Source organism: Asaia lannensis NBRC 102526 (assembly GCF_024054035.1).
GTDB classification, from domain to species: Bacteria; Pseudomonadota; Alphaproteobacteria; order Acetobacterales; family Acetobacteraceae; genus Asaia; species Asaia lannensis.
Map to the genome: position 1 here is coordinate 32,970 of NZ_JAMXQU010000015.1, position 21,261 is coordinate 54,230.

Annotated in this window: 21 protein-coding genes, 1 tRNA gene and 1 pseudogene; 11 read left to right on the plus strand and 12 right to left on the minus strand. The window is 59.2% G+C overall.

All coding sequences use genetic code 11. The annotated features are described in order from the left end of the window. Positions 1 to 29 precede the first annotated feature (29 nt). Together NF685_RS13940 and NF685_RS13945 are read left to right on the plus strand one after the other, a co-directional pair. On the plus strand, positions 30 to 1,088 hold the full coding sequence (locus NF685_RS13940) for a lysylphosphatidylglycerol synthase domain-containing protein (protein WP_252850093.1): 1,059 nt from the start codon (positions 30 to 32) through the stop codon (positions 1,086 to 1,088). Further along, a complete protein-coding gene (locus NF685_RS13945; RefSeq protein ID WP_252850094.1) occupies positions 1,085 to 1,972 on the plus strand; it encodes a prephenate dehydrogenase/arogenate dehydrogenase family protein in 888 nt (295 codons plus the stop codon). Before NF685_RS13940 ends, NF685_RS13945 begins: the two co-directional genes overlap by 4 nt. A gap of 340 nt (positions 1,973 to 2,312) precedes the next feature. Here the strand turns inward: NF685_RS13945 and pyk are convergent, their stop codons facing one another. Genes pyk through NF685_RS13965 form a run of 4 tightly spaced genes read right to left on the minus strand, consistent with a single transcriptional unit; the run spans position 2,313 to position 6,098 of the window. Further along, positions 2,313 to 3,800, minus strand: coding sequence for a pyruvate kinase (pyk, locus tag NF685_RS13950; protein WP_222546106.1), 1,488 nt, complete (start codon positions 3,798 to 3,800; stop codon positions 2,313 to 2,315). 42 nt (positions 3,801 to 3,842) lie between these two features. Then, a complete protein-coding gene (locus NF685_RS13955; protein WP_252850095.1) occupies positions 3,843 to 4,883 on the minus strand; it encodes an SH3 domain-containing protein in 1,041 nt (346 codons plus the stop codon). Between the two features lie 49 nt (positions 4,884 to 4,932). Continuing rightward, complete coding sequence (locus NF685_RS13960) at positions 4,933 to 5,310, minus strand: DsrE family protein (RefSeq protein ID WP_252850096.1); 378 nt, start codon at positions 5,308 to 5,310, stop codon at positions 4,933 to 4,935. After that, entirely contained in the window at positions 5,307 to 6,098 is a 792-nt protein-coding gene (locus NF685_RS13965; protein ID WP_252850097.1) for a HesA/MoeB/ThiF family protein, read from the minus strand. Before NF685_RS13965 ends, NF685_RS13960 begins: the two co-directional genes overlap by 4 nt. 208 nt (positions 6,099 to 6,306) lie before the next feature. On the opposite strand from NF685_RS13965, the gene NF685_RS13970 reads away from it, so the two are divergent. Further along, a complete protein-coding gene (locus NF685_RS13970) occupies positions 6,307 to 6,882 on the plus strand; it encodes a DUF2939 domain-containing protein (RefSeq protein WP_252850098.1) in 576 nt (191 codons plus the stop codon). A gap of 19 nt (positions 6,883 to 6,901) precedes the next feature. On the opposite strand, the gene NF685_RS13975 is transcribed toward NF685_RS13970, so the two are convergent. Both NF685_RS13975 and NF685_RS13980 read right to left on the minus strand, forming a co-directional pair. Next, positions 6,902 to 7,963 (minus strand): glycosyltransferase family 2 protein, encoded by a 1,062-nt coding sequence (locus NF685_RS13975; RefSeq protein ID WP_252850099.1) that lies wholly within the window; start codon positions 7,961 to 7,963, stop codon positions 6,902 to 6,904. A 356-nt stretch (positions 7,964 to 8,319) separates the two neighbouring features. Further along, positions 8,320 to 8,544 carry a DUF3126 family protein gene (locus NF685_RS13980; RefSeq protein ID WP_222546112.1) on the minus strand — a complete coding sequence of 75 codons (225 nt, stop codon included), beginning with the start codon at positions 8,542 to 8,544 and terminating at the stop codon, positions 8,320 to 8,322. A 154-nt stretch (positions 8,545 to 8,698) separates the two neighbouring features. On the opposite strand from NF685_RS13980, the gene NF685_RS13985 reads away from it, so the two are divergent. Then, positions 8,699 to 9,184, plus strand: a complete 486-nt coding sequence (locus NF685_RS13985) for a hypothetical protein (protein WP_252850100.1) — start codon at positions 8,699 to 8,701, stop codon at positions 9,182 to 9,184. Positions 9,185 to 9,288: 104 nt separating this feature from the next. Further along, on the plus strand, positions 9,289 to 9,879 hold the full coding sequence (locus NF685_RS13990) for a hypothetical protein (RefSeq protein WP_222546114.1): 591 nt from the start codon (positions 9,289 to 9,291) through the stop codon (positions 9,877 to 9,879). On the opposite strand, the gene NF685_RS13995 is transcribed toward NF685_RS13990, so the two are convergent. The 6 genes from NF685_RS13995 to NF685_RS14020 form a co-directional block, all read right to left on the minus strand. Next, positions 9,860 to 10,591 (minus strand): pyridoxine 5'-phosphate synthase, encoded by a 732-nt coding sequence (locus NF685_RS13995; protein ID WP_252850101.1) that lies wholly within the window; start codon positions 10,589 to 10,591, stop codon positions 9,860 to 9,862. The genes NF685_RS13990 and NF685_RS13995 overlap by 20 nt on opposite strands. Beyond that, positions 10,588 to 11,571, minus strand: a complete 984-nt coding sequence (gene pdxA / locus NF685_RS14000; RefSeq protein WP_252850102.1) for a 4-hydroxythreonine-4-phosphate dehydrogenase PdxA — start codon at positions 11,569 to 11,571, stop codon at positions 10,588 to 10,590. The genes NF685_RS13995 and pdxA overlap by 4 nt, the downstream gene beginning before the upstream one ends. Positions 11,572 to 11,589: 18 nt before the next feature. After that, positions 11,590 to 12,981, minus strand: a complete 1,392-nt coding sequence (locus tag NF685_RS14005) for a dipeptidase (RefSeq protein WP_252850103.1) — start codon at positions 12,979 to 12,981, stop codon at positions 11,590 to 11,592. Continuing rightward, positions 12,974 to 15,985: a glycosyltransferase gene (locus NF685_RS14010; RefSeq protein WP_252850104.1), complete on the minus strand. Its 3,012-nt coding sequence runs from the start codon at positions 15,983 to 15,985 to the stop codon at positions 12,974 to 12,976. The genes NF685_RS14005 and NF685_RS14010 overlap by 8 nt, the downstream gene beginning before the upstream one ends. A gap of 78 nt (positions 15,986 to 16,063) precedes the next feature. Continuing rightward, positions 16,064 to 16,564, minus strand: coding sequence for a protein-export chaperone SecB (locus tag NF685_RS14015; protein ID WP_222546119.1), 501 nt, complete (start codon positions 16,562 to 16,564; stop codon positions 16,064 to 16,066). Positions 16,565 to 16,718: 154 nt separating this feature from the next. After that, positions 16,719 to 17,009 carry a hypothetical protein gene (locus NF685_RS14020; protein WP_252850105.1) on the minus strand — a complete coding sequence of 97 codons (291 nt, stop codon included), beginning with the start codon at positions 17,007 to 17,009 and terminating at the stop codon, positions 16,719 to 16,721. A 179-nt stretch (positions 17,010 to 17,188) separates the two neighbouring features. Here NF685_RS14020 and NF685_RS14025 point away from each other — a divergent pair, with 179 nt between their 5' ends. The 6 genes and pseudogenes from NF685_RS14025 to NF685_RS14050 all read left to right on the plus strand — a co-directional run. Next, on the plus strand, positions 17,189 to 17,533 hold the full coding sequence (locus NF685_RS14025; RefSeq protein ID WP_222546121.1) for a LapA family protein: 345 nt from the start codon (positions 17,189 to 17,191) through the stop codon (positions 17,531 to 17,533). A gap of 46 nt (positions 17,534 to 17,579) precedes the next feature. Further along, on the plus strand, positions 17,580 to 18,287 hold the full coding sequence (gene pyrF, locus NF685_RS14030) for an orotidine-5'-phosphate decarboxylase (RefSeq protein ID WP_252850106.1): 708 nt from the start codon (positions 17,580 to 17,582) through the stop codon (positions 18,285 to 18,287). Continuing rightward, on the plus strand, positions 18,287 to 18,982 hold the full coding sequence (locus tag NF685_RS14035; RefSeq protein WP_252850112.1) for a phosphoribosylanthranilate isomerase: 696 nt from the start codon (positions 18,287 to 18,289) through the stop codon (positions 18,980 to 18,982). The genes pyrF and NF685_RS14035 overlap by 1 nt, the downstream gene beginning before the upstream one ends. Before the next feature lie 17 nt (positions 18,983 to 18,999). Further along, positions 19,000 to 19,090, plus strand: a tRNA-Ser gene (locus NF685_RS14040). Positions 19,091 to 19,180: 90 nt separating this feature from the next. Next, positions 19,181 to 20,719, plus strand: coding sequence for a tyrosine-type recombinase/integrase (locus NF685_RS14045; protein WP_252850107.1), 1,539 nt, complete (start codon positions 19,181 to 19,183; stop codon positions 20,717 to 20,719). Between the two features lie 157 nt (positions 20,720 to 20,876). Then, positions 20,877 to 21,261, plus strand: a pseudogene (locus NF685_RS14050) (hypothetical protein); the annotation flags it as partial.

The following is a 21,261-nucleotide window of genomic DNA, read 5'->3' on the forward strand; positions in this document are numbered from 1 at the left end:
AACCCTGCGTCGTTCGGAACTGACTGGCCTTGAAGACTCTCACTCTCATCCTTGCCCTTCTGGGCCTTGCCCTTCTCACGGGAATCATGGCCTGGCTCGGCATCGGGCATGTGTTCAGTGCGATGCAGCGTGTCGGTATCGGAGGCTTTGCCGCCATCGTCGGCAGCCAGGCACTTGTCGATGTCGGTCTCGGCCTTGCCTGGTTCTGCGCCTGTCCCGAACTGGGACTCTTTCGCGCCATTGCCTCGCGCGCGGTGCGCGATGCCGCTGGAAATTGCCTGCCGTTCTCCCAGCTTGGCGGCATGGTGATCGGCATTCGTGCCACATGCAGCATTCCGACCCTCACCCGCAGGCTCGGCCCGTTGCAATGGCCCGCCGCCGTCGCCACCAATATCGTAGACATCACCACCGAAGTTCTGGGCCAGATCGTTTTCGTGATTATCGCGATTGCCTGCCTGTTCGATCATACAGGTGCCAACAAGTTTACCTGGCCCGTACTGGGCGGAATGGCCCTGCTGGCTGTGGGCATTGCCGGCTTCATCTGGACACAGCAGCGCGGCGGAGCAGCCATCCGCCATGTGGCGCGTTTTCTGGGGGATCATATCGCCGATGGGTGGCGCGCATCGCTGATCGACAACATGGACGTTTTCCAGTCCGAACTCGATCAGCTCTGGGCGCGTCCTGGCCGCATCGCCCTGGGGGCTACGATCCACCTCCTGTGCTGGATCGGTGGCGCAGGGATCACCTGGCTTTCTCTGGAACTGCTCGGTGCCCATATCAGCCTCATAGGGGCCATCGCGATCGAAGGCGTCGTCTGCGGGCTTATGTCCGCCTCGTTCCTTGTTCCTGCGGCTCTCGGCGTGCAGGAAGCCGCCTATGTCGCACTTGGCTACTTCTTCGGAATCGATGCCGGAATTTCCCTCGGTCTTTCTCTTCTGAGGCGCGGCCGCGACATCGCCATCGGCATTCCGGTCATGGCACTCTGGCAGCTTTCCGAAATGCGTCGCCTGCGTCAGCCCAAGTCGCTTCAGACCTCCACGCCCTCAATGGATTACGCCGAGACCTCTCCCCGGAGCGAAGCGTCGTGACCGCCCCCCTGTTCAACACGCTTTGCGTCATCGGCCCCGGACTGATCGGCTCATCCGTTCTGCGCCGCCTTCGCGCCCAGCCCGGTCTGGTTAGCAGGCTCGTCGTCGCCGATCGCGATCCTGCCGTGCTCGACCGGGTTCGCTGTCTCGACCTCGGCGACGAGATTACCGACGATCTTGCCAAGGCCGTTTCCGGCGCGGATTGTGTCATGCTCTGCGTGCCGGTCGGTGCGATTGCCCCCGTGGCACGCGCCATCATGCCCCATCTCAAATCCGGTGCGATCCTGACCGATGTCGGATCGACCCGTCGCAGCGTGGTCGATGCCCTGCTTCCCGCCCTGCGCGACGATATCGCCTATGTTCCCGCCCATCCTATGGCAGGCACCGAACATTCAGGCCCCGATGCCGGTCTCGCCGATCTGTTCGAGGATCGCTGGTGCCTGCTCACACCCGATGCGAACGTACCTCAGGATGCCATCGACCGCATGAGTGCTTTCTGGCGCGCCATGGGGGCACGCATCCGGATCATGGATATCGACCATCACGACACGATCTGTGCCATGGTCAGCCATCTGCCGCATCTGATCGCCTTTACCATCTGCGGCACCGCCGACACTCTGGCAGAGGATATGCGCTCCGAGGTTCTGGACTTCGCCGCATCCGGCTTTCGGGATTTCACCCGTATTGCTGCCTCAGACCCCACCATGTGGCGCGACATTTTCCTGAACAACAGCGACGCCCTGCTCAGCGTTCTCGATCGCTTCAGCCAGGACGCCGCGTCAATGGCCAAGGCCATCCGCGAGGGCGATGAAAAAACGATCGTCGAAACGATTTCCCGTGGCCGACGCATTCGCCGCAGCTTGCTGGAAAACCGTCAGGCCTGACCTCACATCCCCAGCGTCGCCTGGTATTACGACGTCAAGACGAGAGCCTGTTTTAACGGAAATAGTTCGAAATCTGTCGGGACGGTCATGGGGCTTTGCCCCATACCCTACCAAAGGACAGTCGTTCTCTGGAAACCTGCTCGATTAAATCAGGACAGAAATACCGCCCCTTTTCAGGGGGGCAAGGCAGCGTCGGCTTGCGATCACGGTTGGCCTGCATAGAGCCCTGCCCATGCTCTACCAACATACAGGAACATCGTCTTGGTAAATCGGAATAAGCGGGGCGAACCCCCTTCCCCGGAGGTTAAGGGCGGGGCCGTGACCCCGCACCTTCCTTCAATCAGATCGTGACAACACGCAATGTGTTGGTCGATCCCTGCTGACCGAACGGCAGACCGACGAGCAGAACCAGCTTGTCACCCTTTTCGGCATAGCCTTCGGAAACAGCCAGACCGACTGCCTGATCCACCACGCCTTCAACGCCATAAACCGGCGTTTCCTGACCCACGGACATGGCGCGCACGCCCCAGACCATGTTCAGGCGGCGAGCCGTTTCGTCGTCCGGCGTCAGGGCCAGAACCGGGCAATCGGCACGCTCGCGTGCGATCTGCAGGGCGCCACGACCGCTCTGCGTATAGACAACGATCACAGCAGCCGAGACCGACTGGGCCACATGCCATGCGGCTTCTGCAATAGCGCCGCCGGTCGTGCCGTCACTGTCAGGACGCAGCGCTTCTTCCTGCATGCGCCATTCGAGGTCGTTTTCGACGCGACGCGTCACACGGGCCATCACCTCGACGGCCTCACGCGGGTACTTGCCGGCGGCGCTCTCGGCGGAGAGCATCACGGCATCGGTGCCATCGAATACGGCGTTCGAGACGTCGGACACCTCGGCGCGCGTCGGCGTGGGCGACGTGATCATGCTTTCCAGCATCTGCGTTGCGACGATCACCGGCTTGCCCTGAAAACGGGCTTCACGGATGGCGCGTTTCTGTTCGATCGGCACTTCCTCGGCGGGGAGCTCGACACCTAGATCGCCACGAGCCACCATCACGGCATCGGAAAGCGCAATGATATCGCTCAGACGCTCCATCGCCTGCGGCTTTTCGAGCTTGGTCATGATCCATGCACGACCCTTGGCGATATCCTTGGCTTCCTGCACGTCCTCGGGGCGCTGCACGAAGGAAAGGGCCACGTATTCGACACCCAGATCGAGGGCGAACGCGAAATCCTTGTGGTCCTTTTCGGTCAGGGCCGGAATGGGCAGCACAACGTCAGGCACGTTCACGCCCTTGCGCTCGGACAGCCAGCCACCGACTTCGACTTCGGTTTCCATATGCGTGTCATCGCAGGACACGACGCGCAGACGCATCTTGCCGTCATCGAGCAGCAGACGGCTGCCGGGTTCGGCGGCACGCATGATCTCGGGGTGCGGCAGACAGGCGCGACGGGCATCACCGGGCGTGCGATCCAGGTCGAGGCGGAAACGTGCGCCCTCGATCAGCTCGACCTTGCCATCGGCAAAAGTCCCTACGCGCAGCTTCGGACCCTGCATATCGGCCAGAATGGCGAGCGGACGGCCCAGCTCGGCTTCGACATCGCGAATGGTGGCATGACGCTTGGCATGATCTTCATGCGAGCCATGCGAGAAGTTCAGACGGAACACGTCAGCGCCGGCCAGAGCCAGTGTGCGGATCATCTCATGCGTGGAGGAGGCCGGGCCGAGGGTCGCTACGATCTTCGTGCGGCGCTGCTCGGCTTCTTTCTTCACTCCCGTACCCTGGGCTCCCGTACTATGGGCCGAAGCTGCTTGAGGTGAGGACGTCATACTGATCTCCGATCCATTTGCTGCACGTTGCATATCATAGCTTCAGCTAGGCTGAAGCGTCTCTCCTGGCAACAGCCCCCAGAACACACGTCTGGGAAGCCATCCCGTATAGCCCTTGACCACGACCTTGCACCATGTCGATCCCTGCGGGCACAGCTTCAGCGTACCCACGGTTCCGGGTTGCAACACGGCGACGACACTGCTGTTTTCGTCCGACTGGCTATAGAGCAGGGTATCGCCCTGACGCTGTCGCGCCTCGCTCTCACTCGGCACATAGCCCAGCACGCGGGCATCGGCCTTGCCGATCACATCGCCGGACTTGGCCGAAGCCTCGCCCACTGCCGCCGCATGTCCTTCGGGCGGCTGACCGGGAATCACGAAGGTGCGCTGTCCGACCAGCGTTGCCTGGTGCACCCAGCCCTTCATCCCGTCAGAATCCTCGATCAGGCGCCAGACATCGAATTCGCGCTCGACCTCAACGGGCAGACCACGGCGATGATAGACCCATTCGATCGGGTAACGCTGACCGGGCCCCTTGCGCATGAACACCTTGTCGGCGCGCATCGCCGCAAAACGCGGCAGGGGAAGACCCGTATTGGTTCCCTTGTCCTGAGGCGGCGCATCGGGTGCAGCAGCGGCCGCAGCGGCATCGTCCGGGGTGGGAGGCGCCGCAGACTGCGCTGCAGAGGCAGCAGCGCCCGTAGCAGCGGCACCTGCGGCAACCGCCGCTGCACCGCGTACGTGATGTCTGGCTGTATGGCGACCATGCGCCGTATGGGCGTCATCCCCGTGGGCTTCACCTGCGACAGGGGCCGCCTTGTGCCTTTTCGTGCCCTTTGCCGATGCAGCCTTGCCCGCTGCCTTCGCTTTCCTGCGATGCGCGCCGGACTCCTGACTCGCGGCTTTCGCCTTGCCAGTGGCAGCAGCCGCCTTCGCACCATGCTTGTGATGATGCGCCGTATGTCCGGTCGTCTGGTGTTGGGTCGTCTTGTCTTGGGTCGTCTGGGGCGCAGCCTCTGCCAGCGCGCCGAACGGCAGCAGAATCGTCAGCCCGATGCCATAGACGATGCGGAATGTCTTCATGGGTGCATGGGTGCCAAGTTGTGAGGTTCTGGGCAAGAGGGCGACTGCGTCACAAACTCAGAATCTGGGCATCCGCCGTCCGCTCGAGGAAAGACGTGACACCGCAGATACGCACATCCTCGCACAGATCGCTCTGGACAAGACCAGCGGCCCTCATCCCGGCTTCGCATGCCATGATCTCGCCCCCCAGCTCGAGAACGGCGGAACGAAGGGTTTCGAACCCCGCAACACCCCGCTCCTGAAACAGCTGATCGAGCGCGACGCCGTCCATGCCGGACCAGTTCCGGCAGAGTGCATGAACGCTCAACCCTCCCGCGAACAGCACGACTTCACGCCCGAGAGCCAGCGCTCCGGCCGCGAGCACAAAAGCGTGATGAGCGCGTTCAAACGAGCGATCGGCGAGAATGATACCCATGACACGCATCATGGCGTCTCCCTTTCGGAGGGGTGACCGCAGCCTGGACATTCGGGATCGACAGGCAGGGCGAGACTGCGAAACGAGGCATCGAGCGCATTCCAGAGCAGGACATGCCCGCTGAGACTGCGCCCCAGAGACAGAAGCTCCTTGAGGGCCTCTGTTGCCATGAGCGTGCCGATCACGCCGGTCACTGCCCCGAAAATGCCCGCCTGTCCGCAGCTCAGGGCTGCGCTTTCATCCGCATCGGGGTAGAGGCAGCGATAGCATGGGCCGCCACGGTGCGGCGCGAAGGTCGAGAGCGTGCCCTCAAAACGCTGTACGGCGCCGGAAACGAGCGTCTTCTTCATAGCCTGACAGCAATCGGCCACGGCATAGCGGGTCGTGAAATTGTCGCTTCCATCGCAAACGACATCGTACCCTTCCATAAGGGTCGGAAGCGAATCGCTTTTGACCCGCATGACATGCGGCACGACCTCGATATCGGCATTGAGTTCGTTCAGACGTGCAGCGGCCCTCAGCGCCTTTTCCTGACCCACATCCTGCCTCGCAAACAGGATCTGCCGTTGCAGATTGCTCAGTTCGACATGGTCATCGTCCACAATCCCGATCCGCCCGACGCCTGCCGCGGCAAGGTACAGGGCCAGAGGGCTACCGAGGCCGCCCGCACCGATGACCAGCACCGACGAGTCGCGCAGTCTGGCCTGCCCTGTGGCACCGACTTCAGGAAGGAGAATATGTCGCGAATACCGGTGTAGTTCGTCTTCGGAAAAGGTGAGATCGGAAAATTCGGACGACATTATTCGGGTCGGATCCCTGTCCAGAAGAAAACTCGTGCGGCGCTCAGGATTTTAATGACAAGTGGCCGATCTTTCCCATAGCATAGCCCTGTTCAACGAAGAAAACAGAGGCTTCGGCCATTCGGAACCAGGCTTGTTACCGGCTTGATCGATAACAATGCACGATCGTCGTGCGTTCATGTCCCTTTTGCCAGTTACAGAGAAAAAAATGAGAGACCCAGCAGGATTGCCCGCCGAGCTTTTTTCCATTCCGGCTCGACTGACATGGCCTTCTTTCAGAAGAGCCCCGCATGCACTGGGCGCGTTTACCGTCGCACTGGTATGCATCTATGCCCTGTCGCCGTATCTCGCGCTCTGGTCTCTTTCCGCAGCCCTGCGCACGCATGACACCAATACACTCGCGCAGCATGTCGACTGGAGCGCGCTGACCAGCAGCCTCAAGGCCGAGGCTGTCGATGCAATCGTCGGTCCCCCGCCCGCAGCAGACGACCTTCCCGATTTCGGTTCGTCTTTTGCAACGGGTGCTGTCTCCCATGCCATAGACACCCGTCTGACACCCGAGCTGCTTATGGGCTTTGCAGGCCAGCTGATCGACGGGCAGAAAACGTCACCGGTCCCCAGTGTATCCGAGCTTTATAATCGCCTTTCCGCACATTTCGTCGCTCCGGCCGAGTTCGAGGCCGGGCTGGTCATGGCGCCCGGTCAGAAGCCGACCATAGTCCATATGAAGTTCGAACAGTGGCACTGGAAAATCACGCGTCTGGATCTTCCCAAAGCCGCGTGAGAGCTGAAAACGGCTGCCCTTAACGGGCAGGGCGGAAGCCAAGGCGCAAACGACGAAGGACGCGCGCGACGAAATAAGGCAAAACCAGCAGACGTTTTGAGCGCGGCCTCAGACAGGCAAGATAGAATTTGAGTTTTATCCGGTCCTCAAGACGCAGGCGGGTATGGGTGGCGACGAGGGTCGCAAACTCTTCCAGCATGCCGACCAGTTCGTCACTATATTGCGCCATGCGTTTCTCGTGGTCGTATCGAGCAAAATAGATCGATTTGAACGCTTCCGCAGCAATCACGATGCTGAATCGAGGAAAGATCAGATCGCGGACATAGACACTCAAACGCTCCGGGTCGGAAGCGAACAGAACACACAGCTTATGGATATAACGCATGCGGCTTCGGCTCATACGTATGCTGTATGACGTGCTGTTCTTGTTGATACACCAGACCGTCACGGCCTGCGGAAAGAAGTAGTTGGTGTATCCGGCACGGAACAGTCTCAGAAAAAGATCGTCGTCCTCGTAGCCCATGAACTGGGTATCGAATCCCCCGATCGCCTCAAAAGCCTTTCGGCTGATAATCGAGGCCGACGGCAGGATATGCATATCGCGCTCAAGCAGGTCCTCGACCGAGACCTTTGGATGCTTGCTGTAACGCGAAGCAATCGAGGTGGCCACGATATGTCCATCCTCATCGGCCTCCATCAGCTCGCCATAAGCCCAGCCGAAATGAGGATCCTTGTCCCTGACCTGCTCCAGCAGAAGCTCGATATGGTTCCTGAGGTAGAAATCGTCCTGATCGAGAAAACAGATGTAGTCCGCTGCGGTCGACGCTACGCCAAGATTGCGTGCACTTCCCTGTCCACCATTCTCCTTTCTCAGGACCGTGACGCCGGTCTCCGATGCGATAAGCGCAAGCGTAGCGCTTTCCGTCTCTGACGATCCATCGTCGACAATCAGGAATTCATCTGCAGGAACGGTCTGTTCCAGAACGCTCCGAATGGCGCGCTCGATATAGCGCGACCCATTATAGAACGGGATAATGACAGCGACCGTTTTCTTTATCGGCTCGACCATGGGTGCGACCATGAAGGCACGTTCCTCTCTAATTACACCGCCGAAGCTCTATGCCATGACCAGTACCGCACGAGGCCTCGCATGCCGGGAGCACCTGCGCCCAACCGGATTGCCCACGATGGAGGCGAAGCCTCCAACAGATTTAGACGATGTGCAGATATCAAGGTGCCGGAAGGCGAAAGTGAGGCAACAACCCTACCGACGCGCTCCGAAAACCGAGGGACGAAACTGCTCATTCGAGAAGCAGACCGGTACCCGTCGACAAAACACCGGTGGGACGATGCCCGGTGTGATCAGAAACCGGACGCCGCAAACTCCAGGGTTTGCGGCGATGATCTCGTCAGGGTGCCAAATGCCTGGCCGGACGATCAGGCCGGGGGAAGATCTTCTTCAAGAACCGTGATGTGGATTGCGTATGAGATCTCGCCTTCGTCTTCGTCACGATGAACCGTGCCGATAAGCTCGCCGTTAACGGCCAGCTCGACCGTATGGCCAGCACGGGCGGGCGGATTAACCGTGAGTTGCGAGGAGCCAAGCAGACGACGCAGGGTGGTTTGCAGGCGGGACAGCTCGGATGCGGAAATAGCAGCCATGATAACTCCTGGGGTTTGATGCGTTGTGCGTTCTGTAGAGCATCCTGCCCCCCTGCGAAACCGTCTTTAAACCTGCTGACTGCCCGATACGGTCATGGTGCTGCCATGATTCCCCGGCAGATTTGCGCAATACGCCACTCATCAAGGGAGAGCCATGCTTCGCAGCCTCTTCATCCTCACGATCCTTGCGATCGCGCCGGTCGGGATGGCAAAAGCCGCAGGATTGCCGCCGCATTTCGCGTCGTCTCTGTCACGTCAGATTTCCAGCGACGGTCCACGCGCCGCCGCCTGGAGTCTGACGCTCAACCACGACTGGACGAAAGTGACGCAGAATGTCGCCAATAACGACCCGGCCCTGAGTTCAGCCACGTTACGCGCGCTGCTCGACTATACGCCCCGTTTCGAAAAAGCAGCGATGCAACATGCCTTGCGCATACGACTCCAGCGCGATCCCCTGGCGGGGCTGGCCGTTCTCTCCCCGGTGTCCCACAGCCCCTATTCCGGCCGCGCCATATGCGGCGCAGGCGAGGCACGATGGAAACACCAGATACGTCCCATGATCGCCGCCACGCATGACATCGTCTACGCCTTGCAACGTGAGGCATGTTTAAATGCGTTAAGGTTACATTCGAGACGTTGAATTAACCGACGCGAGAGGGCACACAGAACTTACTTCCAGTAAGTTCTGTTGTCATAACGACGCCCGCAAGGGCTCCCTGCCCCTTTTCGCATCGAGGAAAATCTTTGACTTCCACCCTGCGCATTGCCCTCAGCGCGTTGCCGCTGCTGGGTCTGTCTGGCTGCGGCTATTTCGATTCACGCGAGGCCCACAGGGCACAGCTTGCCATGATCGGCATGACCTCGAACGATCTTCAGGCCTGTGCCGGTCTCCCGGCCTCGACCAAGACGCTGAACGACACTACGCAGATCTATCAGTATACTGCGACGATGAACGTGCCCACGGCAAGCGACTCAACGATCATCCCGGTTCAACAAATCTTGAATATGACACAGATCACGCTCGGAGGCGCCGGTACGACCTGCAAGGCCATTATCCGCCTCGATCATGATCGCGTGTCGGAAGTGCACTATGCCGGCGATGACGACGAGATCATCGGCTCGGACGGCATATGCTCTATCATTACCCGAGGCTGCGCAAGACAGCCGGAAGCCAGCATGCGCAAAGTCAATGCCGGCCCGTTCGGACCTGTTTCCGCGTTCCACTCGCCCCCAGCCCCGAACCAAAGCACGACAGCGACCTACAACAAGCAGTCTGGCGAGACCGTCCCCAATTTCACCGACCCATCGAAACCGGTTATCGTCCCACGGCCCTGAACAGGGCTCCGGTCGCAATCTCCTGCCTCATGCGGGCGATTGCCGCCGGCAGACCGACAAGGATGGCCTCGCCTATCAGGAAATGCCCGATATTGAGTTCTTTCAATCCGGGCAGACCGGCCACACGCCCGACATTGGCATAGGTAAGTCCATGGCCTGCATGGAGCTCCAGCCCCTGAGCTTCCGCGGCCTGCGCACCATGATACAAACGCATGAATTCCCCATCATCCGGGTGATGGGCATAGGCGCCTGTGTGCAATTCGACCACCTGGCCGCCTATCGCAGCGGCAGCCTCGATCTGCCTTGGATCCGGATCGACGAACAGCGAAACGCGTATCCCGGCGTCTCTCAGACGTGCGACTTTCGCGCGTAGATCGTCCTGCTGTCCCGCCACATCGAGCCCACCTTCGGTGGTCACCTCTTCACGCCGCTCCGGTACGAGACAGCATGCATGAGGGCGAAGGGCGCAGGCCATACCGACCATTTCTTCCGTCGCACCCATCTCGAAATTGAGTGGCACGGTCAGTTCGCGTCGTAGTCTGACCATATCCTCATCGCGTATATGACGGCGGTCTTCGCGCAGATGGGCCGTAATGCCATCAGCCCCATGCATCGCAGCCAGAAGCGCTGCGCCCACTGGGTCGGGATGACTGCCACCGCGCGCATTACGTACGGTCGCCACATGATCGATATTGACGCCAAGTCTGATCATGATCCTGTTCCCCTGACTGTAGCGCGTCTCGCGCCAAGATCGCGTGCCATGCGCAGGGCAGCGAGCAGACTTGCCGGATCGGCCGTGCCCGTGCCTGCAATCGAAAATGCGGTGCCATGATCGGGCGATGTCCTGACAATGGGCAGGCCCAGCGTCACATTGACCCCATTCGCCATATCCAGTGTCTTGAGCGGTATCAGCGCCTGATCATGATACATGCAGAGCGCGGCATCGTAGAGCGGACGCGCAATATCGGTGAAAAGCGTATCGGGCGGATAAGGGCCGCTCGCATCGATCCCGGCATCGCGCAGGGCGGCAATGGCCGGCTCGATCATGGTCCGTTCTTCAACACCCATCACGCCCCCCTCACCGGCATGAGGGTTCAGCCCCGCTACTGCAATACGAGGCGCTTCCAGACCGAAATCGCGACGCAGGGCCTCGGCAAGGGTCTTGCCTACCTGCACGATCCGTCGTGCAGTCAGCGTGTCGAGTGCCTCTCGCAGACTGACATGCACTGTAACAGGCACCACACGCAGCCTTGGAGAGGCGAGCATCATGATCTCTTCACCCGGCACACCGCAGAGCGAAGCGAGAAATTCGGTATGCCCCGGAAAGCCGAAACCAGCTGCCTTGAGCACAGCCTTGCTGATCGGGTTGGTCACGACCGCACTCACGCGGCCTTCGAGCGCCAGCGCGGTTGCCCGCTCTATGGACTCGATCACGCCGGATGCCAGTGCTGGATCGGGCTGACCCGGCGTCACTTTTGCAGGGAGATGGACCGGCATCACAGGCAAGGCCTGCGCAAAAACCGATCCTGCCTCTTCGGGACCCGCCACAACCTGCACCGGAATACCTGCAATCAGACGCGGATCGCCAATCCACACGAACCCCTCATCGTGCTCGCGTAGATGCTTCCAGGCATCGATAGTCAGTTCAGGCCCGATCCCTGCAGGATCGCCCATTGTCAGTGCAGGCAGCATGAGGTGCCTCTTGAGGGATCAGTGAACCGAGAATGCATCCAGGATACGAACCCATGAACGTATGCCCTTGTGAAAGGACTCCACGCCATATTGTTCATTGGGGGAATGAATGCGGTCATCGTCCTGCGCAAAACCGACCAGGAGCGAGTCCATATCCAGCGCCTCCTTCACCTCGGCCACAACCGGAATCGAGCCACCGCATCCGATAGATACGGCAGGCACACCCCATTCCTCGCCCAGCGCGTTCAGGGCCGTTTTCAGATAGGGGCCGTCCTCCGGCACAGCAAAACCACTGGAGGCGCCATGTTCGGTGAAGCTGACTTTAGCGTCTTCCGGCAGAACCGAGCGTATATGGGCGCGAAAAGCGTCCCGTACGGCATCGGGATTCTGCCCCGGCACCAGACGGAACGATACCTTGGCCATCGCCCGCGCAGGCAGAACGGTCTTGAAACCGTCGCCCTCATAGCCGCCGGAAATGCCATTGATCTCATAGCTCGGGCGTGCCCAGATCTGCTCGATGGCGGTAAACCCGTCTTCACCCGCAGCTTTCGAAAGACCGACCGGCTTGAGGGTAACGGCGTCATCGGGGAAGATCGCCTGCCACTGTGCCCTGACCGTATCGGAAGGCACAGCCACGCCATCGTAGAAACCCGGAAGCGTCACGCGTCCCTTGTCGTCACGCACGCTGCCCAGCGCCTTGCACAGCAGCTCGATCGGGTTGCGCGCTGCATTGCCGAACATGCCTGAATGCAGATCGTGCGTTGCGCAATCGATCACCACTTCATCGCCTACCAGACCACGCAGTCCTGTCGTAATGGCCGGCGTCCGGCGATCCGGCATGCCGGTATCGCAGATCAGGGCCACGTCGGCCTTGAGCTCATCAGCATTGGCCTTGAGGAACGGCATGAGATTGGCTCCGCCACTCTCTTCCTCCCCTTCGATCAGGATAGACACCTTGAGCGGCAGAGTCCCCTTGATCGCCTTCCAGGCGCGACAGGCCTCGATAAAGGTCATCAGCTGACCCTTGTCGTCCGATGCACCGCGCGCAACGATTATCTTGCGCCCATCGGGTTCCGATACGATTGCCGGTGCAAACGGATCGCTCTTCCACAGATCGAGCGGATCCGTGGGCTGAACGTCGTAATGACCATAGAAGAGCACATGCGGGCCGGCTTCTGCGACAGCGTCATGTCCGACCACCATGGGGTGCCCGGCCGTCTCACGCACGCTGGCATCGAAACCAAGGCTTGATAGCTCGTCACGCAACCACTCGGCAGCCCGCCTGCAATCGGCAGCGTGTTTCGGCTGGGCCGAAACGCTGGGTATGCGCAGAAAATCGAACAGGCGCTCCAGACTTTTCTCCAGATCCCGGTCGACCTGCTGCAATATCGCTGCCGTGCTGTCAGTCACAGAATTCTTCCTTTACCAAGCTCTGTCCCAGCAAGCCTGCAAGCGTCTCGCGATAGCGTCCTGTCATCGCGCCCGCCTGCTCTTTTGCTTCATCGGACAGACGCTGCCATGTCTCCCGATCCTGATATAGGGTGATGATCGCCTCTGCAAACCGGGCAGCGCTGGAACTCGTGCACATGGCACCGGGCGATGACACGTCGCCGCCTATAACGGCTGGCAATCCCGACGCCCCTGCAACGAGACGCTGAAGCGATACGTTTCCGTCTCTCTCTTCCGGGGCAATCATCAGGCGGCAACGCGCTGCAAGCTCGGCTAAGGGAACCTTGCCCTCATCCAGCGAGGCCACATGTGCATAATGGACGATCATCATCAGATCGCGTGTCGGCGCGCCCTCATAGGCCAGGATCAATCTCGCCGTCTCGGGCAGATGTCCATCAAGACGCACCAGAACCGACCGGGCAAACCATTTGAGGAAAGACAGGTCGTAACCATCCTTTTGTGACGGCACCGCAAAAACCAGATCGTGACGCCTGTCGAAATCCTCGCCCTCATGCGCGGGAAGATCGTCGCCAAGTATTGTCAGTCCACGCAAACCCGCCTCTTCCAGCCTTTCGGCCTGCTGGGCGTTCTGGACCACGATATCCTGACAGAACCAGGCATTCGCCGTTTCATCCAGCAGGGCCTGCCTGATTGCAGGCGTTTCCACGGGACGCGGCATCTGATCGGATGAGACATTCTCCCAGTCCCTCTCCAGAGACTCCAGGATGCGAAGGTCGAGAATGAACCCTTCATCCGGCAGACACTCGGCCTTCTCGCTGAACAACTCGATTACGCGATTGAGCGTGCGTCCACCCATAACCCAGATCTGGTCGAACCCGCGCCGTCTCTGCTCGATAAGCCGCGCAAGCGCGTCGAGCGTGCCGGACCGGGACTCCACTTCGCCCGACAGATTCCGGCAAGAGCGTGCTCTGTCGTACAGGTTTGCATCTGCTGCATCCCTGCCCGTGTCACCGGGTCTGCCCTCATCCAGTACGAACTGCGTCACCTGCAGGCCAAGCCCGACCATGGACCGCGCCAGAGCATGCAGACGCATGTCCTGGGCAACAGGAAGCGATACGTCCTGGCTGGCCAGCAGAAGGACACGCCGCCCCCAACGGGCTGGCCTGTACATGGCGCCGCCCTGCCCGCCCCTGCCCGGCGGGTTGCCACGCAATGTCTGGGCGAACACCTGACGCAGAATGCGCTGCTCGCGCATGATCAGCCCGTCCTGAGCGCGTTCGCGCTCAGGAACGCGGATGACGAAATCAGGGGCATACAAAACACGCCCGTCATCCGAGGACTGTCGAAGAGCCAGGGCAAGAGAGGCCCAGATATGCGCCTCGACACGCAGCAGGGCTCCGGCCTCATCAGGCACGGTGACCGCTCGCAATGCGTCTGTGTCGCATAGCAGGGCTCCCCTGCTGCACCCGTCGCAGGCACGCACGAAATCCAGTCCGGCCGCAAAGGCGTCCTCACCTGCTCCGTAAGACGTGCAACTCCCGTCACGCGCAACGCAAAGCCCTGCTTCAACGACGGTCAGATCGAACCCGAGACTCTGCGGCGCCACCGCAACCACGCCGGGACCTTCCAGGCAGGCTTTCGCCGCTTCAAGCGCACCCGAGAACAGCGTAACACCCGACTGGACAACCAGCACCCGAGGCGCCGCGACCTGCGCGACGGCACGCTGCAGGCCCTCCTGAACACTCAGCCCCGTAGCCTCAACCGACTCGATCCCATAGGCGTAGCGGGCGATACTGGCGGTATCGTCCTTATGCGCGCCAGTGAGCAGGACGATCTGCATGTCCCCCTTGTTCGCGTCATGGAGCGAGACAAGCGTCTGGATCAGATCGGTAAAAAGCTCTGGCGTCGCGATGACAACACCAAGTGCCGGTTGCCCCACATAACGGAAATCGAGCGGATAGCGCGCCAGGAGCGGGATCAGACTCTCCGTTCGCAGGGCCTGAAGAGTGTCGAGCTGACGCAGGGATGGTGAATCAACCGGCTCTTTCGTCTCGAGGGCTCCGTCGCGCCTGATATGCGCGATGAACGGGTTATCGCAGATCGCAGCCCAGCCCGGCACGTCCCCGTCATAGACTGTCGGAGGCAATTCCACGCCCTCTGCCGGACTACGTCCTTCGAACAGCCCGAACCGCACGAAATGATCGTAACCGTTCCTGAGAACACGCGCCGTTACCTGGCCGCCCACATCTTCGTAAGTCGCAAGATAATAGGCTTCGTCGAAAAACGCATTCGGATTATAGGCGGCGGGATTTTCGTTCGACAGATAATGATGAAGGGGGGAGTCATACACCCCTGAAGCAATCTGCGGCGCAACATCCCTGTACCGGTCGAGATACCATTCCGGGTCGAAATACCACGAGGTCCGCATCGCGGCGCAATCCGCATTCAGCACGAAACGGGAAAACTCGCCGATCTGCGGATCGTAAGGCAAGCGATGCTGCAACAGCTCTGCACGCAACATATCCGGAACGAGAAAAGCCGTGCTGACACGGCGTTCCACCTGCCCTACGGCCAGATAATGGTCATAGCCGTTGGCATAACCCAGTTCACGCACCTGAGACGGCGTGAGATCGGTGTTCAGGGCAAAATAATTGCTCTCCGAGAACATCCAGTGGCACGAGCGACCGCGATGACCCGTCTCGCAGTAATGCTGGAATCCGGAATCGAATACCCCCATCCGTATCCCGTTTTCGACATCGAAATGCGCACGCCGGTACCATATCTCGTCGAAATATCGATTGGGAGAATGCGCATAACGTGCCCCATCCCTCAGCCAGAACTCATACAATCCCCGGTCATCGGGCAAACTGCCGGTCATCTCGATCACAGCCTGACGATACCGCTCGCGATACCAGTCCGGGTCGAAAATGGCCCAGAGCGGCGTATTGGGTCTCGGGGCATCGCCGGGACCAAACGCAGTCAGTATTTCAGGTGTCAGTGTCATCGTTCCGGTCCGGGCTTGTCAGGGCAATTCATGGGCACAGGGAAAGGCGTTCAGCTCGACGCGCTCAGAGGGGAACGATCATGCCTGGGCACGCCGGCTGAGCATGAGCGCATGAAAATCCACCGGCTGGATATTCGCGACCGGAAAACCGGATTCACGGATGAGACTGAGCAGGACATGGCGCGCGGAAGGGAAAAGCTGACGCGGTGCCTCGACCAGAAGCAGGGGCTCCAGCATGTCGGCCCGTGCATTCTGCACCGTGAAGATGCCCGAATAGACCATCTCGATCCGGTAAAGTGCCTCAGGCTCCGGCATATCCGGCGTCGGAGGTGTGCGATAGCCGATCCCCTGCAGCGAGAGACTTACCTCGAAATTCGGCTGGTCTTCGGAGAGTTGCCGGGCATTTACGTCGATACGCAACCCGATATGCGGACGAGGCGGAAGATTGAAAAAGACTTCTGGCGCGCCGACCGAAGCAATGGATGAGGATTTCAGGTACTGGATACCGGAAACGAGCAATGTCTCGGGTGCGACCTGATCGTGGCGCACAGACTTCTCCGTACCTTCGTTTTGCGACATGGCGTGCCGTTCCTCTGATAACTTTCCATAGCTATGCTTGTTGACAACAAGCATTCAACGCCTGTGCTTCTGTCATGACTTGACGACCAAAGCCAGACGAAGCCGCGAAAACAGTCCTTTCGTCATGCTTTTAAACAGAATGGCAATCCTGCGTTCAGAAATCCTGTCCGCGCAGAAATCCCAGAGCAGGCATAGGCACCCAGCGCCGGGGCAGCTCTGCGCGGCCGATCTGGCGTATATCGTAGCGCAGCGACGCTTTTTGTTCGGCCGCGAGAAAATGCCTGTATTCGCGTACCTGGCGACTGCGCCAGTCACAATCAGCCCGTGCCGCCTCCTGGGTCAGGTGGACATTTGCGATACGGCTACGTTGCCCCTTCCATGCAATAACCGCCCATAACCGGTCGGCCTTTGGCAAAGGGGGCTGGAACACCAGAAGCTGTGACATTCTTGCGGCATCTCCTTACGATCCATGGCAGCCATACCGTCACGCGACCATGTTCCCGACGGGCCGGTCAAGAAAAAGCAACAAACCTTGCCGCTGGGTGGAACCCGAGGTAAGGCGATACGATCAATACCCGGCATGATATCCTGCGCCGATAACCCGTTAAGAAGGTGGTCTTTCCCATGGTTCGCTTGCTCGTTATCGTCGTTTTTCTTGTCGTCCTCATTACCTTTGCTTTGAGCAACCCGGATGCCCAGCCTCTGTGGATCGTGTCCTATGGCTGGCAGTTCTCTGTCGGTATGCTCGTTCTAGGCGTCGGCGTAGCCAGCTTCCTGATCGGTGCATTCGTCGCATTCATTGGCGAAATCAAGCAGCGTTCGCGTGCACGCAAGGCCGAGCAGCAGGTTCGTGCCCTCGAAACCCAGGTGCTCGACCTGCATCAGCGCATCGATCGCCTGACACTGGCAACAGACCCCAGCCGCGCGCCTTACGAAACCCAGCCGGCTACCACGCCCTCCGCTCCCTGACTCCACGCCCGTCAGCCCTGTCTTTCAAAATCTGTACCGAGACCCCATGATGAAACGGACCCGCCTGATTGCCGCCCTCGACACGCAAAGCCTCGATCAGGCGCGTGACTGGGCCGAGACGCTCGACGGCCATGTCGATGCAATCAAGCTGGGCATGGAATTCACTTACGCTCAGGGTCTCAAAGCGCTGCGCGATGTCGCGGGGCAACGGACGCTTTTCCTCGACCTCAAACTGCACGACATTCCGAACACGGTTGCAAAGGGGCTTGCCAGCCTTGCACCGGTTGGCGCTTCCCTGCTGACAATTCACGCCAGCGGTGGCGCGGCCATGATTGCTGCGGCACGTCAGGCGATCGATGCAGCCTATCCGCCTCTGCATCGCCCCATTCTGCTGGCGGTCACAGTGCTCACCAGTCTGGACGAAAACGCCCTGCACGAGATCGGTGTCAATGCCACGCCAAGGGAACAGGTCGTGCGTCTGGGTCGGCTGGCCATGACTTCGGGCGCAGACGGTCTTGTCTGCTCCGCTGAAGAAATCGCACCGTTGCGCGATGCGTTGGGCAGTGCACCTGTTCTGGTCGTACCGGGTATACGTCCTGCGGGATCCGAAGCAAACGACCAGAAGCGCATCATGACGCCGAGACAGGCTGCACAGGCTGGCGCAGACTGGATCGTCGTCGGGCGTCCGATTACCCAGGCCGCCGATCCGGCAGAAGCCGCAAAAGCGATTCAGATCGAACTCGCTTCGGCATGATGCCCACCAACGCAGATCGATCCGAAGGAGCGCATCGCCGACCTGCCGGATCGCCCATAGGGGTCAAGATCTGCGGCATCAGGGAACGTTCTGCTTTCGACGCGGCCTGCGAAGCGGGTGCCGATTGGATCGGCTTCGTTTTCTTCGCCAGATCGCCCCGCTGCGTAACGCCTCAGACCGTGGCGACGCTTCTCCGAAGTGAGAAAAAGGCGCGTCCGCAAACTGTAGGTCTTTTCGTCAAAGCCGATGACAGCACGATCGAGCGGACATTATCCGTTGCCGATCTCGATATCCTGCAGATTTACGATACACCTGCCCGCGCCCTTGAAATCAGGCAGAAGTTCAAACGTCCCGTCTGGCTCTCCTGTGCCGTGACGACCCCGATCGATCTGCCCGAAAATACAATGCTCGATGGATATGTCATCGAGCCGCGTGCCCCGGCAGATGCGGCGCTGCCCGGTGGGAACGGCATCACACTGGACTGGAGCCTTCTGCGACACTGGCAGGCCCCGAGCCCCTGGATGCTGGCAGGCGGGCTGACGCCTGACAATGTCGCTCGGGCACTGGCAATGAGCCACGCACCTGCGGTCGATGTATCATCCGGTGTGGAAACCGCGCCCGGAGAGAAATCACCGGAACTGGTGCGAAACTTCATCAAAAACGTCAGGGGCTATTGCGCCGCGAATAAAAGATGATATGGTCCGCCCGCGCTGGAGAGATGGCCGAGCGGCTTAAGGCGCACGCTTGGAAAGCGTGTGTACGTTAATAGCGTACCGTGGGTTCGAATCCCACTCTCTCCGCCACCAACCCCTTGAAAAACAAGAAAATTATACCACTCGCATATGCGAGAGCGGGTTTTCTCCAAAACTCTTCTCCATTCTGGAGAAGCGTGTTTGCTTCGTCTTGTGAAAAGCCACTACCATTTTCGCAGGGTGGTCCCGGTCGCAATACGCGACGTGGTGGGCAAGCGTGAGCTTTGGTTCAGCCTTCATACCGCCGAGAGGTTTACAGCCAAAGGACGTGCGTCTTACCTTTATGGGCAGACATCAATCCTGTTCCAGAGAGCCCTCTTTATGACTCCCGCTGAAGTCGCTCAGCTCCTGAAAGAACAGGCAGAAGCCTATGAGGCCATACTTCTCGCAGAGCGTAAGGAAGCCGAACTTGCTCGCGCCGAGCATCTGCTTCAAAGACTTCAGGACCACACGAGATCCAAAAGCCAGATAGACAAGATGGTCTCTGCCTATGAGGAGCTATCGAAGATACTGGACCTTCACGCTATCCGTGTGAGCCTTCGTGAAAACATGCTTCAAGAGCGGATTGATGACCTCAAGAGTATCATCTCCGAGATTGCCAGACCAACCGCACAGCCTCTGCCTTCCGCCTTACCCGAGGAAAAGCCAGAAACGCGTCCCAAAGGGATTCGCAAAGCCAAGCTTCCCATCTCAACGGTCGTGACCAAACATCTTGAGGGTAAGAAAGTCAGCAGTCATACCATCAAAAACGCGAAGAAGACCCTGCAACTCTTCATATCCTGCTTTGGTGATATGGATGTCAGAGACATCAACGGAAGCACCGTGGGTGATTTCAGGGATGCGCTTCTCTCCCTCCCCACCGTTCATGGCAGAGGGCGCAAAGGTCTCTCCATTCAGGAGGAGATTGACAGGGTTCTAAGCGAAGAGCTGGAAACCATTGCTCCCAAAACAGTGAAAAATCACTTCTCCCGTATCTCTCCGGCATGGGCAGATTTGGTTCGTCGTGAGGTTGTTTCACGCAACCCGTGGCAAGGTTGGGACTTCGATACAACCCAGAAGGTTATCCGGCGCGCCTGGACAGAGCAGGAACTGACGACCCTCATAACAACGCGATGGGAACGAACCGCCATCAGCGAAAGAACGTTTCGGGGCATGGTGACGATGGCTCTATACACCGGCATGCGACTCGGAGAAATCGCCAACCTCCGCAACGAGGATATTATCGAAAAAGATGGCACCCTCTGCTTTGTGATTGGCCCGCATGACGATGGATGGAAGCCCAAGACTCCGGCAGGCATACGGGTCGTCCCGGTTCATTCAGAGCTGATGAGATTCGGCATAATGGATTACATGAAGAAGGGTGAGAAATATCTCTTCTCCGAACTGAGAGGGTCAGATGTTCGCTCTCGTGGCCAAACATTTGCCAATGAGTTTTCGAAACACAAAACCAGTCTTGGCCTGCCTCTAGCCGTAACGTTTCACGGCTTCCGCCATACAGTCTCGACACGTTTACGAAATGTCAGAGCAGACATCCGAGAGGTGTGGATTGATGCTCTGCTGGGGCATGAAGCCTCCCATAAATCCATGGGTACATTGAACTACCTTTCAGGCATCGACATCGAGAATCTCCACGAGGTCGTGGAAAACATCCGGTACCCGATGGAAATATTCACCATATAAACAAACATGCCTGTCCGGGTGATATACTCCCTCTTACAGCCAGAAATTGACCCAGACCGGCTGTAGGAAGGAGTATCAGGATGATTTGCACCACTGACAGACAGTATACATCATTTATCGCATCTCCGGGCTTTGCGTGGGGAATGCGTAGGATGATGTGCAATATGAAGAGATAGAGAGTTATATAAAAACCGACAGGCCAGATATCTGGCGCAGGCTGTATCCCCTGCATGGGTTCTACAAAGACCAAATCACACAAATAACCGCAGAAAACTGCGTCTTTCTTGCCTGTTACGAAGAGGCTGAACAGGTCGCCCGTGAGGTCATCGCATGGGTTGAGACACAACCAGACGACCTGGTTTCAGGCTTCGACCTTCTCTCCCAATCTCACGCCGAGCTGAAAGAACTCAGACGAATCACCGGGCGTGTCTTTACACGCAAGGCCAACAGGTTACGGCGCAATCTCCGCAGGGTCATTGGTCTACATCCAGAAGACGACGAGGTTCAACAGGACTTCGATTACGCCAGAACCGCAAGCGCCA

Excerpts from the sequence above, each read along its gene's own strand:
- pyk (WP_222546106.1), bottom strand. The coding sequence starts at position 3,800 with ATGACGTCCTCACCTCAAGCAGCTTCGGCCCATAGTACGGGAGCCCAG.
- NF685_RS13955 (WP_252850095.1), bottom strand. The coding sequence starts at position 4,883 with ATGAAGACATTCCGCATCGTCTATGGCATCGGGCTGACGATTCTGCTG.
- NF685_RS13960 (WP_252850096.1), bottom strand. The coding sequence starts at position 5,310 with ATGATGCGTGTCATGGGTATCATTCTCGCCGATCGCTCGTTTGAACGC.
- NF685_RS13965 (WP_252850097.1), bottom strand. The coding sequence starts at position 6,098 with ATGTCGTCCGAATTTTCCGATCTCACCTTTTCCGAAGACGAACTACAC.
- NF685_RS13970 (WP_252850098.1), top strand. The coding sequence starts at position 6,307 with ATGAGAGACCCAGCAGGATTGCCCGCCGAGCTTTTTTCCATTCCGGCT.
- NF685_RS13975 (WP_252850099.1), bottom strand. The coding sequence starts at position 7,963 with ATGGTCGCACCCATGGTCGAGCCGATAAAGAAAACGGTCGCTGTCATT.
- NF685_RS13980 (WP_222546112.1), bottom strand. The coding sequence starts at position 8,544 with ATGGCTGCTATTTCCGCATCCGAGCTGTCCCGCCTGCAAACCACCCTG.
- NF685_RS13985 (WP_252850100.1), top strand. The coding sequence starts at position 8,699 with ATGCTTCGCAGCCTCTTCATCCTCACGATCCTTGCGATCGCGCCGGTC.
- NF685_RS13995 (WP_252850101.1), bottom strand. The coding sequence starts at position 10,591 with ATGATCAGACTTGGCGTCAATATCGATCATGTGGCGACCGTACGTAAT.
- pdxA (WP_252850102.1), bottom strand. The coding sequence starts at position 11,571 with ATGCTGCCTGCACTGACAATGGGCGATCCTGCAGGGATCGGGCCTGAA.
- NF685_RS14010 (WP_252850104.1), bottom strand. The coding sequence starts at position 15,985 with ATGACACTGACACCTGAAATACTGACTGCGTTTGGTCCCGGCGATGCC.
- NF685_RS14015 (WP_222546119.1), bottom strand. The coding sequence starts at position 16,564 with ATGTCGCAAAACGAAGGTACGGAGAAGTCTGTGCGCCACGATCAGGTC.
- NF685_RS14020 (WP_252850105.1), bottom strand. The coding sequence starts at position 17,009 with ATGTCACAGCTTCTGGTGTTCCAGCCCCCTTTGCCAAAGGCCGACCGG.
- NF685_RS14025 (WP_222546121.1), top strand. The coding sequence starts at position 17,189 with ATGGTTCGCTTGCTCGTTATCGTCGTTTTTCTTGTCGTCCTCATTACC.
- pyrF (WP_252850106.1), top strand. The coding sequence starts at position 17,580 with ATGATGAAACGGACCCGCCTGATTGCCGCCCTCGACACGCAAAGCCTC.
- NF685_RS14035 (WP_252850112.1), top strand. The coding sequence starts at position 18,287 with ATGCCCACCAACGCAGATCGATCCGAAGGAGCGCATCGCCGACCTGCC.